The organism is Rhodococcus sp. P4_B6 (assembly GCF_056402215.1).
Genome location: NZ_JBFUHV010000114.1, coordinates 1 through 12,823, shown reverse-complemented (window position 1 = coordinate 12,823; position 12,823 = coordinate 1). Strand labels below are relative to the sequence as shown.

Genomic DNA, 12,823 nt, shown 5'->3' with positions numbered 1-12,823 from the left:
GGCCGACGTATAAGAGCAAAGGACGCACCACATGTTCGAGGACACCGCAGAATCACCCCTCACCCCGATGCCCGCCCCCACGCGCCTGATGCCCCGGCGCCGCCCCGACGGTCGCGAACTTCTCGCCACCGCGAAGGGCATCCTGATGGCGGCCCGCCGCTGCAGCGACGCCCAGGCGTTCGACGAACTCCTCGACGTCTCCCGCCGTCATCACCTGACCGTGGTTGGTGCCGCCCGGCATCTGGTCGACCTCGCCGCCGGGGCCTCGGCTGGTCGGCGCACACCGGTCGCCGTCCGGTTCGATGAATGGGAGCAGCTCCTCGCCCACCTCCCCTCACCCCGGCACGCGCACGCGAGCTGACGCCGTAGCGGGCACACGCCTCGCTGGTGTCGAGGGTCGATTCGGTTCGGCGCTCATCGCACATCGAAGCGCACCAACAGGTCTCGGCCCGGAAGACTGCGCGACGCTGGGGGGAGCATGTGTGACGGCAACCCCGTCCCACGCGGGGGAAAACCACTGCTCGGACGGGCGTGCGGTGAGGCTCACCGGCAACGGTCGGGGATGTCGTGGGCGGTATGCCGTGTCCTGGGGTGGTGGGCGTTTTCGGCTGGTAGCGCCCCGTCTCACCGCCGCAGGGTCGCGGACACGCCGCCGGTTCGCGCGGTCGCGCCTCGAATCCGGTGTGGGTTGCTTCCTGAGAAATGAGCGTTACCGTTGAGGGCAGAGGTTGAGTACACAGCCCGGCAGACAGTGTCCGTCACCGGCTACGATTCTCGACCTTTTCTTTTTGGGTTTTTCGGGGCCGGTTCCACCCCGGAGGAACCTCATGACCTACTTCCATTCCGTCGTCGACTCACCGGAGCAGGTGCAGTCCTGGTTGACGGACACCTGGCGGCCGAACACCGCCGCAGCGGCGGGGGCCACCGACTTCCGCATCGACATCGACGAGCCCCCGGGCGGTCCGGTGGTGATCCGGGTTGCCGGAGACGTGGACGCCGGCACCGTACCGGTGCTGTCGGCGTGCCTGTGCGAATCGGTGCTGACCGGTCACAGCGTCGTCGTCGACCTGTTGGATGTTCCGTTCCTCGGCTGCCCCGGGTTCGCCGCGTTGCACGACACCGCCACCGATCTGTCGGCGCAGCGGTGCCGCCTGACCGTGGCGGCATCGGCCGAGGTGCGCTCGATCCTGAGGAGGATCGGCATCGGTGCGGCGGTGCCCTGCTTCGCCACCGTCGCCGCAGCATTCCACGCCGCCCTTGCACCCCACAGGTGGGCCGGCCGGCAGATTCCGGTCTCTCCGATCCCAGGCCGGTCGGGTTCGTCGAACGGCTCTCACGCAGCCCCCGCCGTCGGCCCCGGCCGCCCAGGAGAGCAGAGCAGCGCTGCCGGATGAGAGCACCGTGCCGATCCACTGTGTCAGCTGCGGGAGGATCCACCCGACGGAGTGCCCACCTCGACCCGGTGGTCGTCGGCGGCGATGCCGCCGGCACCGGAACCGAGTTCGCGCCAGGTCTTGGCCTGAACCCGTGGTGCGGCAACCGGTGCACAGGACTGCCGGGGGTGGTGGTGACCGCGGACACGACCGAGTTGACGGAGCTGAGCCGGATGGTGGCCTTCGCATTGCGGTGGTGCGCCCACGGCGGCGGCCCTCCCGAGGGCATCAGGGCCGACTTCGGGATGGACACCGCGGCGTTCTTCCGGACACTGGTCGGGTACCTCGACGTCGCTGCGCCGGCACCGCTGCGGCCGGTGCTGGTCGAGCGGATGACCATCGTCGCCCGTCGACGGATCTGGCTGGGCACCTGACCGCCCCACAGGCCGACCGGTGGGTTATCCGGCTGTTCAACCGATTTCACCACACGGGGCACGTCCGCCGGGCAGACCACGACACTGAAATGAGTGACACCGATCCGATGACTTCTCTCCCTGCTCATGCGCTGAGCGCTGTGTGTGTTTACCGTCGTGAGGCTTTGCCGCGGACCGGACTGCGCACCGACCGTGATCGTCGAGATTGGCGCACTCTGGGCTCGTGCCGAAATGCCGCGTCGTCGTTGTTCTTCTCCCCTGAGGGGGAGCGTGGCCGGGACCGGACGCGGCGCGAAACGCACGCCAAACGCGTCTGCCAGGACTGTCCCGTGCTTGCCGAATGCCGTGAGTACGCGCTTGCCGCTGCCGAACAGTATGGAACGTGGGGTGGGATGTCCGAGAGCGACCGCAGACGGCACTCCCGGCGTCGGCAATGAGATGCAGGGGCTGGCGGTCTTCCTGTCGGGGCGCCGAGGCGCTGACAACGATGCGGCGGCGGCCCTGGAGCCAGGCATACAGCACGGGACACGTCAGCGGGACCGCTGATGAGTCCGTCGAGAATTGACGACGGCGCGCGGAGCACGTGCGAGGGGGATACTCAGGGGAGACGGGGTTGAGTGGGTAGGAGATCTACCGCTGCCGCAACAACGCCGCGTATGCGATGCTCCTCGACCGCGGCACCCTCGCCTCGGCCCCATGCCGGTCGTGAGCTGGCGTTCGATTCATCTGTCGCGGTTGTGGGTAATCCGGGATCTCCTCCAAACAGAAACACCCAGCTCAGGYTGGCCGCGACCGAGAAACTGATCCGATGACGATGCAGAGTGCACACCGCCACAGACCATGAGGAGATCCGCCGTTGGTCGAGGCGCACCACGGCGCACTGGCGAGGATGACGAACACGGTGACCGCCAACAGCGCCGGAGTTCTGCGCATCGACGTGCCCGGTCACGGCACCGCGGGACTCGAGCACATGTCCTGGCACGAATGGTTCACCGCGTTTGACGGGCAACGCCTGGCGCTGTGTTACCCGGACCCGCACGTTCGCGGCGGAACGAGTGCATGGTTCGAACTCGTGCACCGGGATATCGGCGACAGAGTTTTCTCCTGACCTCGGCGCCGCTCCCGGATACCGATTCGCGGGACCCACGCACCCCGAGCCGCCCTCGACCTCGGCCGCCGCGGCGTATCCGTTCCGATCTGTGCAGCGGGTCCGACATTCGACATCAGGAACGGAGCCGTATTCGTCCGCTGTGACGCCAGCGGCAACAGCGGGAAGGAGAACCATCACCATGAACGGCGTGAGCATCGCCCACGTGAAGGGCGGTGCGAAGGCGATCTTTCAGTACGGCGAGGACGTTTTCACCCTTGATGTCGATGCCGCGCTCGATCTCCTGCGAAAGACCCGGGCAATTGCGGACGACGGCGGTACCGGATGGCTGAGCTTCGCGGTGAGGGTGTTTCGTGCATGCTCCTCGTCTCACCTGGTACGAACGTCTCGTTCGCGTACCGTCTCGACGACGCCCACACCGCTCAGATGGACATCGACCCGGACGGGTTCGTTGGGAACGCCGCCGACAAACTCGGCGTCCTCAGCCACCGGGTCAGGGCCGGCATGAAGAAGTTCGAGCACTTCATCGAAGAGCGCGGCGCCGATACCGGCGGCTGGAGCGGCGACGTCGACCACCCCACCCCCTGAGAACCGGCCATCTTGGGCCCTCCTCCCGTGCCGCGGCGGCACAGGGTCCCGTCCTGTCCGGCGCATCTACGGGATGAACTTCACGTGCCCGAACTGGCACTGGGTGAAAGTATCCATGGCGCTGGCGCTGGCGCTGTACTGTGCGGAAGGAAGGACGTGAGAGCCTGCGCATCAACTCTCGATGGGGTGGGCGGTGTTTCGGCAGGCTCCTCAGTTGCCGGCGGACGGTGGGGGATCGGCGTCGGAGCGGTGCCGTCGGCGCAGGATCGTGGCGAACAGGGACAGTCCGCAGAAGGTGGCCGCTGCTACCGCCGCCGCGACGAGGCCGACCCTCGGGGACACGACGAAACTGAAGATGAGAAGCACGACCCCGACGAGTGCCGCTCCGAAGGTGGCGATACCGCAGATGGTCAGTGTGTGCGCGGTGGACACCAGGGCGGGAAGGGCATGTTGGCGGAACACCGCTCGATGGATCCCGACGGGCGCGACCAGCAGCATCGTCGACACGACGGACAGGGCGACCGTGACGAGGTAGACCGCGACCTCGAAGTCCGTCAGGTCCGCGAAGCGCTGCTGGAACGGCAACGTCAGCAGGAACCCGGTGAGCAGTTGCACTCCGGTCTGCACGACGCGCAGTTCCTGGAGCAATGCCGCCCAGTTTCGGTCGAGCCGTTGGGTTTTGGTCTCGTGGCGAGCGCGATAGTTCCACTCCTCGTCGTCCCGCGCCCGCTCAGTGCTGCCGTCCGACATGTCCAGCCCGCTGTTCTCGAAAAGGATCGGTTACCGCGACGGTGACGCGAGGACCCACGGTCCGGGTGGGCCGGACCGCGGTGCTCGCTCACTCGGTCCGGTACCGAGCACTACAACCCGGAGATACCCGAAATGCCTCTATCCCACACCCCCATCGCGGCGACCCCTGCTCTGGCTCGACTTCCTGCTGGAGGTCGATGCTCCCGATCCACCGGACGTGGCCAGCTGATCCCGGTGAGACTCCCGGATCGCCGAAGGACAACACGGGGCCCTGTGACGCACGGCTCGGTCCCAGCGACGACCGCTGCGGCAAGTCAGCGGTGCCGCTGGCGGACGTTCGTTTTCTCATCGACGCCTCGAGGGTCGATTACCACCTGCTGTGAGCCCGCCTCGTGCGTTCCGGTTCCTACTTCTGTTCGGCAGGATCCCCACTCGGCCCGGCTCGTTCGGCCATCGCCTTGATCAGTTCATCCAGGGCGCGGCGCTGCCGCTCGCCGAGCAGGTCCGCCTCTGGCGGAGGCGTGTAGCGACCCAGCGGTGCAGTGGCATTCCACGCCGCCTGCTGCAGTCGGCCGAGCGGGATCGGCAGCACCGCGGCGATACGCTCGAGGGTCTGCCGGGACGGCCGACCGTGGTTCCCGGACCAATAGCCGGCGATCGTGCCGTACGGGAGGCGGATGCCCCGCTCCTGCGCAAGGTCGGCGGCCTGTCTGGCACTGATCGGTTGACTGTTCAGCAACTCGCTCAGCTCACTCACGGTGTCCCTCTCCCATTCTTGGCGCTTGCTGCGCAGGCGCAGATGGTCGGCGAAACATCGACAATCTTCGGCCACCGCGTCAGCCGATTGCTTCGGCCGGTCAGCGGCGGGCGGCCACCCGCAACGTTTCCAGGGTCGAATCGGTGGCATCCGGCACGGCCATGCCCGCGGCGTGGCCGGTGCGCAGGTAGTCGATGACGGCGGTGTCGAGTCGCTCGCCCGGCACGACGGCGGGGATTCCCGGCGGGTACGGGGTGAGTTGTTCGGCGGCGATCCGGCCGGCCGCCCGGCCGGCGGGGATCATTTCCGACCGTCCGAAGAACGCCTCGGCCGGTGCCATCTCGGATTCGAGCTGCAGTTCCTCGGGGCTGGGCAGATCGATGCGCGGTGCGGGCGCGAAGGACTCAGTGGCGGAGCTCATCTCGGTGAGCGCGTGCACGAGGCGGTCGGTGGTGGCCTCGTCGTCGGCCATGGACATGGTGGCGAGGATGCGCCGGTGATCGGACATGCCGACATCCAACCGGCAGTGGCCGCGCAGCCAGTCGGCGCACTGATAGCCGGTCGCGCCGGTCTCGCTGACGTCGATCAGGATCTGTAGGCGGTCCAGGTCGTGGCAGGCTTCCTTGCCCAGCAGGCGGTCCTCGAGGACATTGAGACCGTCGATGGCGTCGATGCGTCCGCGGGTGCGGCGGGCCAGGGACAACGCCGAACCGAGGAGCTCCGTGCCGCGCTCGACCATCTGCCGGCGCCACCCGTCGAGGGCGGAGTAGATCATCACGTTGGGGCTGGTGGTCATCAGCAGGTCGGCGCACGCGGACAGGTGGGCGCTGTCGACGAGGTCGCCTTGGACGTGGAAAACGGATCCCTGCTCGAATCCGGCCATACCGAGCCGGGTACCCACCCCATCGCACCGCGAAATCCGGTCCACCCCACCTCCGCATTCGAGGCAGCGCCCCGAGGACGGGAGCGTCAGTGGTTGCGTAACGCGTCGATCATCTCGCCCTTGCGTTTGGACGAATACCCCGACAGTCCGACCTCTTTCGCCTTCTTCTTCAGCTCGTCGACGGTCCAGTCCTCGTACGACGACGATTTGCCGCCCTTGCGACCGGTGCCGGACCGGCCACGGTTGGCGGCCGAGTTCGCGATCCGCGCCGCCTTCTGTTTCGACGCACCGTCCTTTCGGACCTCCTGATACACCTTCTCGTCCTTGATCGAAGACCGTGGCATGACGAATTCCTCCTCGCTGCGATTGCCTACTGACCGCGTACCCGGATTCCGTGTTCTCTCACCACCGGGGCCGTAGTCCCTGTCAGCGCAAGGATGCGTCCGTTCAGGTCAGGTTAGGTTAGGTCTGTGGTTGGGGCCGTAGCCGCATTGGCTTTGATTGAGTCGATCCCGTTTTGAGCCGCCGCCTTCGAGGTGTAGCCCTGGCTGGCCGCGATGATCTCGCCGTTAGCTGCCTTCAGGTGAAACCGGAACTGGCCGACGGTGCCCTTGAACAGCTCGAACTTCGCAGTCATCGCTCCTCCTCTGGATGAGTCCCCGGCGTCCGCGGATCATGCTCACGGTAAGCCGATCGAACACCCATCGACGACGAAATACACGATTCCCCACGGAGGTCGGCTACCAGGCATGTCGACCGTCAAGGGGAGGTGGCCGAGACCGTGCTCGGTGTATGACTCTCGACCGGACAGGCCCTGTGAACTGCATTCGATCGGGCGCGGCCAAGCGGTGCGTGTGAGGGGGAACGAGCTGCAGAACACGGCGACTGCGTGCGTCTCCTGACTCAATGAATCTGATGCCGTCGACCTGCGGTGCATCATATTGTCTGAGTCGCGATGTTCGACTTCGACTCATTGAATCTGATGCACGTGGGGTTTCGCGGATGGACCACTGGACTGGAGGATTCGTCTGCGGGGCGCGGCAGTCAGCTTCCCTCCAGTGTCGGGCTGCGTGGTGGGAGTGCTGTGTCGCGCGAGTGCTGGGCATGGGCAGGCACCCGCGGTCGGCAATCATCAGCTGGGTTTCTGCTTCCTGGGAGTTGACCTGATGTCGCGGTGAGTAGCTGCTCGGCCGTGGGCAGGTCCACCAGCACCAGGGCATCGGTCGCCAACTCGATGGCCTGTCCTGCCAGGTGACACATCGACGCCAACTGGTCGGTCAGCGCATCGAGTTGCTCCTGAACTTCCTCCGCGTGGGCATCATCGTCATGTACACCACAGTGTCGCTGTCGCTCGAACAACTCCGGACCGCGTCCCCGCCCCCGGCGCCGGACTCTCGCGTTCCCCGTCGGTCAGCTGCGGCCGGCGACCGTGACGCTCAGCCACGTCAGAAACACCTCGACGGCAACGCCGGAGTCGATTCGGGCGGTGCGGTCGCCGCCGCTCTGTCGTAGCGCCGGGTGTCTTTCGCGTCGAAGTAGTCACCGCCCTTGCGTTTCGCGTCGTCGGTTCCCCAGTCCCGGTGGTGCGGAACGGGCTCCATGCGGGGAATGTGCTTGCGGCAGTGAATGTATGCCTCTTCGACCTCCACCATCACCCACCGCTGCGGGATTCGTCCCGGCGCGCAGTCGCCCGGTAGATCCGGGAGTTCGGAGCGCAGCACCCCGTCCTCGACGATCCGCGCCGCGCCGTTGATGTGCAGCCCGATCAGATCGTGGACGAAATCGACGAGCACGAGTCCGACGTGCGGGTTCTCGGCGATGTTGCCGAGACTGGCCATCACCCCGTTGCCTCGGTACTCGGGGTAGGCGAGGGTTTTGGGGTCGATCACGTGCAGGAATCCGGGTGCGCCGGCGCGCAGGCTGTTGTCACATTCGCCGGCCGCGTCCGCGGTGGCGACGAACGCGATCTCCTGGCGGCCGACGAAGTCGATCATGGCCGGAGTGAGATGGTCGAGCACCTGGTCGGCGTAGAACCGGGCGGCACGCTCGACGGTGCCATACCGATGCTGGAGGTCTCGTTCTCCGGCGCTACCGAGCTGCCTCATCTGTCTCTCCATTACGGTTCGGCATCATTGGCCGGTTCACCCTACGGGACACACGCGGGTGCGTCGCGCCGCGCAACAACACCGTGGCGTCACACGCAATGCGCACGGCGTGAATACCGTTGACAAATTACCTTAGCGCTAAGGGAAAATTCGTCAAGGGTGGTGACGCTTCTGCGAATCACCGCAAAGGGATCCGCCCGTTGGGCGGTTCTTGTTCAGCCAGGAAGCGATTCACCGAAGGCATCCGTCATCCTCGGGTACCCACACCTGAGGGCCGAGGATGATCAGGGTGACGGTGGTGACCAGGCCGGTCCGGTGTCGATTGCGGTCACGGCGCCGAGGGTGTTGAAGCGTTTCCACCCCAGACTGAGCGCTAGATGTACTGACCTGAGAGCCGGAAAAGTTCGCGCTCGCTGCGATCGACAACGCCAATCCGACGAGCAGCGCGACGTTGATTCCCGATCCGAGATTAACGGTGGTATCGGAAGAGCGGTTCGGCGACGCAGACGGGTTTGTCGGTGGCGCTGCATTCCACGGTCGCTGCGACCACGATTTGGATGCCGCCGCTGACGTCCTGGGCCGAGATTATCTCGGCGTTGAGCCGGACCTTCGATCCCGCGGGGACGGGGGCGGGGAACCGGACCTTGTTCAGGCCGTAGTTTACCGCCAGGGAGGTGCCCTGAACTTCGAGAACCTGCGCGAACATGACGCTGAGCAATGACAGGGTGAGGTAGCCGTGGGCGATGGTACGGCGGAACGGGCTTTCCGTGCGGGCCCGTTCCGGGTCGAGATGGATCCATTGGTGGTCGTCGGTGGCGTCGGCGAAGGTGGTGATTCGGTCTTGGGTGATCTCGAACCAGTCGCTGGGGTCCAGTGTGGTGCCGACGAGGTTCTTCAACCCGTCGACGGTGGTGGTGGTGGGCATGGTGGTTACTTTCGACGCGATGGGCTTGCGGGGTGTGGTGCGATCAGGTGATGGTGATGCCGCCGTCGACGGCGAGTGTTTGTCCGGTGACGTAGCCGGCTGCGTCGGAGGCGAGCCAGACAAGGGTGGCGGCGAGTTCGGCGGCATCGCCGGTGCGCCCGAGCACCATCCGTGACGCGAGGCTGTCGAGGTAGCCGTCGTGATATTGGTCGGTCATCTCGGAGGCGAAGAAGCCCGGGGCGAGCGAGTTGACGCGAATTCCCTTTCGGACGCCCCACTGTTGGGCGAGATCCCGGGTCAAACCCACGATTCCGGCTTTGCTGGCACTGTAGGCGGCCTGGGGCAGGCCGGCGGTGGTGAGCCCGAGGATGCTGGAAATGTTGACGATGGAACTGCCGGGTTGCATGACCTTCCCGCACGCCTGGGCGGTCCAGTAGGAGCCGCCCAGGTTGATGTCGAGCACCGAGCGAAACTGGTCGGGGGTTTCGCGGGTGGCGGGGTGGGCGGTGGCGACGCCGGCGTTGTTGACGAGAACGTCGACGCGGCCGAACTCGGTCATTGCTGCGTCGACCAGGGCGGCGCACTGATCCGGATCAGCGATGTCGGTGGCTACGGGCAGGGCCCGTCGGCCGGTGGCACGGACAAGTGCGGCGGTGTCGCCCAGTTTGTCGACGCGCCGGGCCGCGAGGACGATGTCCGCGCCGGCCTCGGCGAGGGCCTGAGCGAAGGCCACACCGAGACCGGACGAGGCGCCGGTGACGATGGCGACGCGGCCGTCGAGGCGGAATTTGTCGAGCACACTCATGTGTGATGCCTCCTGGGTCAGAACCAGCTGGGGTTCATGTCGAGAGTGGTCCGGTCTCCGCTGGCCAACAGATCGAGTTGCGGGCCGACCTTGGGTAGCTCATGGGTGTAGAAGTAGCGGGCGGCCATGCGCTTTCCGTCGTAGAAGTCACCACTCTTACCCTCGGTGGCGATGAGCTGTTCGAGCCACATCCACGCGATGACTGTGTGCCCGAAGGCTTCCAAATAAACCGATGAGTTCGTCAGCGCGGCCGCCGCGTCACCGGACGCCCACAAGGCGGCGGTGATGTCGACGACCCGGTTCCAGACGGTGTCGAGGGCGTCGGCGTAACCGGTGGCGTCGCCACCGAGAGACCGAGCCCGCGCGACGGTGGCAGCGATCTTCGATCCGACTAACCGCAGCCCGGCACCGTCGTGCATGGTGACCTTGCGGCCCAGCAGATCCAGACCCTGGATCCCGTGCGTGCCCTCGTGGATCGGATTCAATCGGTTGTCGCGGTAGTACTGTTCGACGTCGTAGTCGCGGGTGTAGCCGTAACCGCCGTGCACCTGGATCGCGAGGCTGTTCGCCTCGAGGCACCACTGCGAGGGCCAGCTCTTCGCGATCGGGGTCAGCACGTCGAGGAGCAAAGTCGCCTGGTCGCCGGTGGCCGCATCGTCGGCCGTGTCGTGTTCGTCCACCAACCGTGAGCAGTAGAGGCCGAGCGCGAGCGCGCCCTCGACGTAGGACTTCTGTGCCAACAGCATTCGGCGGACATCGGCGTGATTGATGATCGGCACCGGCGGCGAGGAGGGGTCCTTGGCTCCGAGGGGGCGGCCCTGGGTCCGCACCGTCGCGTAGTCGAGCGACTTGCGGTATCCCACGTAGCCGAGGGCGATCGCGAGGAACCCGACACCGATCCGGGCTTCGTTCATCATGTGGAACATGTAGGACAGGCCGCGGTGTTCCTCGCCGACCAGGAAACCGACAGCACCCGATTTCCCACCGGGGGTGTGGGTGCCGTCGCCGAACGCGAGCAGGGTGTTGGTGGTTCCGCGGTTGCCCATCTTGTGGTTGAGGCCCACCAAGGTGACGTCGTTGCGTTCGCCGGCGGCACCGTCGGCGCCGGGAAGGTATTTCGGGACGATGAACAGCGAGATGCCCTTGACGCCGGGGCCGCCGCCCGGGGTTTTCGCCAGCACCAGGTGCACAATGTTCTCGGTGAGTTCGTGGTCGCCTCCGGAGATCCACATCTTGGTTCCGGTGACCCGGTAGCTGCCGTCGTCCTGCGGTAGCGCGCGGGTGGTGATGTCCGCCAGTGAGGATCCGGCCTGCGGCTCGGACAGGCACATGGTGCCGAACCAGCGGCCCTCGAGCATCGGACGGACGTAGTCGTCGATCTGCTGTTCGGTGCCGTACTCGGCGAGCAGATTCGCGTTGGCGGTCGTCAGGAACGGGTAGGACGAGGTGCTGGCGTTAGCCGCCTGGAACCAGGCCATCGCCGCCCGCGCCACCGTGGTGGGCAGTTGCATCCCGCCGACGCTCTCGTCGAATGATCCGGCGATCAAACCGGCCGCCGCGTAGGCGTCGAGCGCCGTCTTGACCTCCGGAATCATCTCGACGGTGCCGTCCGGGCGCATGGTCGGCTCGTGCGCGTCGGCCTTCTTGTTGTGGGTGGCGAAATGCTTGTGCGCGAGGTCCGCGCTGAGGTCGAGCACCGCGTCGAAGGTGTCCTTCGAATGTTCGGCGAAGCGTTTACGGGAGGTCAGTGCGACCACGTCGAGCCACTCGTAGAGCAGGAAATCGAGATCGCGGCGAGAAAGTACATCAGTCATGAGAATCGGTTCCGTTCACAAGGTGGGCGCGCTCAGATGGAGATGCCGCCGTCGACCGGGAGGACGACTCCGGTGACGTAGCCGGCTTCCTCGGAGGCGAGAAAGGCGATGGCGTCGGCCATCTCGGCGGGGTCGGCGAACCGCGAGATCGGACCGGTGACTTCGGCGATCTTCTCCTTCGGGATGGAGGCGGTCATCCGGGTCGCGGCGTTCGGGGAGATCGCGTTCACGGTGACCCCGAAAGCGGCGAGCTCTTTCGCGGCGGTCTTGGTGAACCCGATGATCCCGGCCTTGGCGGTGGCGTAGTTGGCCTGCCCGCGGTTGCCGTGCAGCCCGGTGTAGGAGGTGATGTTGACGACCCGCCCGAATTCCTGGCTCCGGAAATGAGGAACACAGGCGCGGGTGAACCGAAAGGTGCCGCCCGCGTGGACATTGAGGACCTGGTCCCAGTCCTCGTCGGTCAGCTTCCACAGCACCTTGTCGCGCAGGATCCCGGCATTGTTGATCAGAATGTCCACCCGCCCGGTCTCGGCGATCACGGTAGAGACAACGTTCTCGACGTCACCGGTGTCGCTGACGTCGGCGGGGATGCCGATGGCGCCGACCTCGCGGGCGGCCTTGTCGAGTTCGTCCTTGTCGAAGTCCACCATGAACACGGTCGCCTTGGCCTCGGCGAAGTGACGGGCCAGGGCCTGCCCGATGCCGCGGGCGGCGCCGGTGACGATGACGGATTTGCCGGTGAAGTCGTACGTGATGTTGCCCATTGAGGTTTCCTGTCTTTCTTCTCAGCTGAGGCGTTCGAGGACCATGGCCATGCCCATACCGCCGCCGACGCACATGGTTTCGACGCCGAACTGCTTGTCGTGGGTGGTCAGGTTGTTGAGCAGGGTGGCGGTGATGCGGGCACCGGTCATGCCGAACGGGTGGCCGAGGGCGATCGCACCGCCGGACACGTTGAGCTTGTCCTCGTCGATGTTCAGCTCCCGCGCCGACCCGATCACCTGCACGGCGAACGCCTCGTTGATCTCGACGAGGTCGATGTCCGAGATACCCATCCCGGCGATCGCGAGGGCACGCTTGGACGCCTCGATCGGGCCGAGACCCATGATCTCCGGCGACAGCCCGGACACCCCGGTGGACACGATGCGGGCGAGCGGGGTCAGACCGAGTTCCTTGGCCTTGGTGTCGGACATGATCACCAGGGCGGCGGCGCCGTCGTTGAGCGGGCACGCGTTGCCGGCGGTGACGGTGCCATCCGGCCGGAACACCGGCTTCAGCTGA

At 66.2% G+C, this 12,823-nt stretch carries 16 protein-coding genes and 1 pseudogene; 6 read left to right on the top strand and 11 right to left on the bottom strand.

From position 1 onward, the window contains the following. Positions 1-31: 31 nt before the first annotated feature. From AC1DWT_RS35315 to AC1DWT_RS35290, 6 genes are all read left to right on the top strand, one after another. Positions 32-361 (top strand): ANTAR domain-containing protein, encoded by a 330-nt coding sequence (locus tag AC1DWT_RS35315; RefSeq protein WP_477924206.1) that lies wholly within the window; start codon positions 32-34, stop codon positions 359-361. Between the two features lie 466 nt (positions 362-827). Further along, a complete protein-coding gene (locus AC1DWT_RS35310) occupies positions 828-1,394 on the top strand; it encodes an STAS domain-containing protein (protein ID WP_477924204.1) in 567 nt (188 codons plus the stop codon). A 20-nt stretch (positions 1,395-1,414) separates the two neighbouring features. Continuing rightward, positions 1,415-1,807 carry a DUF3263 domain-containing protein gene (locus AC1DWT_RS35305; RefSeq protein WP_477924202.1) on the top strand — a complete coding sequence of 131 codons (393 nt, stop codon included), beginning with the start codon at positions 1,415-1,417 and terminating at the stop codon, positions 1,805-1,807. Between the two features lie 89 nt (positions 1,808-1,896). Continuing rightward, positions 1,897-2,244: a WhiB family transcriptional regulator gene (locus AC1DWT_RS35300; RefSeq protein ID WP_477924200.1), complete on the top strand. Its 348-nt coding sequence runs from the start codon at positions 1,897-1,899 to the stop codon at positions 2,242-2,244. 464 nt (positions 2,245-2,708) lie between these two features. Next, entirely contained in the window at positions 2,709-2,915 is a 207-nt protein-coding gene (locus AC1DWT_RS35295; protein ID WP_477924198.1) for a hypothetical protein, read from the top strand. 357 nt (positions 2,916-3,272) lie between these two features. Next, positions 3,273-3,503, top strand: a complete 231-nt coding sequence (locus AC1DWT_RS35290) for a hypothetical protein (protein WP_477924197.1) — start codon at positions 3,273-3,275, stop codon at positions 3,501-3,503. Between the two features lie 210 nt (positions 3,504-3,713). Here the strand turns inward: AC1DWT_RS35290 and AC1DWT_RS35285 are convergent, their stop codons facing one another. The 11 genes and pseudogenes from AC1DWT_RS35285 to AC1DWT_RS35235 all read right to left on the bottom strand — a co-directional run. Continuing rightward, positions 3,714-4,253, bottom strand: a complete 540-nt coding sequence (locus tag AC1DWT_RS35285) for a DUF6328 family protein (protein ID WP_477924196.1) — start codon at positions 4,251-4,253, stop codon at positions 3,714-3,716. A gap of 406 nt (positions 4,254-4,659) precedes the next feature. Then, positions 4,660-5,010: a hypothetical protein gene (locus AC1DWT_RS35280; RefSeq protein ID WP_477924194.1), complete on the bottom strand. Its 351-nt coding sequence runs from the start codon at positions 5,008-5,010 to the stop codon at positions 4,660-4,662. Positions 5,011-5,110: 100 nt separating this feature from the next. Beyond that, a pseudogene (locus tag AC1DWT_RS35275) lies at positions 5,111-5,890 on the bottom strand (Orn/Lys/Arg family decarboxylase); the annotation flags it as partial. Positions 5,891-5,979: 89 nt separating this feature from the next. Beyond that, on the bottom strand, positions 5,980-6,237 hold the full coding sequence (locus AC1DWT_RS35270) for a DUF7218 family protein (RefSeq protein ID WP_477924192.1): 258 nt from the start codon (positions 6,235-6,237) through the stop codon (positions 5,980-5,982). A 113-nt stretch (positions 6,238-6,350) separates the two neighbouring features. Further along, positions 6,351-6,530 carry a YegP family protein gene (locus AC1DWT_RS35265; RefSeq protein ID WP_477924190.1) on the bottom strand — a complete coding sequence of 60 codons (180 nt, stop codon included), beginning with the start codon at positions 6,528-6,530 and terminating at the stop codon, positions 6,351-6,353. Positions 6,531-7,338: 808 nt separating this feature from the next. Continuing rightward, on the bottom strand, positions 7,339-7,998 hold the full coding sequence (locus AC1DWT_RS35260; RefSeq protein WP_477924189.1) for a pyridoxamine 5'-phosphate oxidase family protein: 660 nt from the start codon (positions 7,996-7,998) through the stop codon (positions 7,339-7,341). A gap of 469 nt (positions 7,999-8,467) precedes the next feature. Continuing rightward, entirely contained in the window at positions 8,468-8,923 is a 456-nt protein-coding gene (locus tag AC1DWT_RS35255) for a MaoC family dehydratase (RefSeq protein ID WP_477924187.1), read from the bottom strand. A gap of 43 nt (positions 8,924-8,966) precedes the next feature. Continuing rightward, the gene (locus tag AC1DWT_RS35250; RefSeq protein WP_477924185.1) at positions 8,967-9,728 is read right to left on the bottom strand and encodes an SDR family NAD(P)-dependent oxidoreductase; all 762 of its coding nucleotides are present in this window, start codon (positions 9,726-9,728) and stop codon (positions 8,967-8,969) included. A 17-nt stretch (positions 9,729-9,745) separates the two neighbouring features. Next, complete coding sequence (locus AC1DWT_RS35245) at positions 9,746-11,542, bottom strand: acyl-CoA dehydrogenase (protein ID WP_477924183.1); 1,797 nt, start codon at positions 11,540-11,542, stop codon at positions 9,746-9,748. A gap of 32 nt (positions 11,543-11,574) precedes the next feature. Then, positions 11,575-12,306 (bottom strand): SDR family NAD(P)-dependent oxidoreductase, encoded by a 732-nt coding sequence (locus AC1DWT_RS35240; RefSeq protein WP_477924181.1) that lies wholly within the window; start codon positions 12,304-12,306, stop codon positions 11,575-11,577. 21 nt (positions 12,307-12,327) lie between these two features. Continuing rightward, a partial coding sequence (locus tag AC1DWT_RS35235; RefSeq protein ID WP_477924179.1) for an acetyl-CoA C-acyltransferase occupies positions 12,328-12,823 on the bottom strand: 496 nt, incomplete at its 5' end.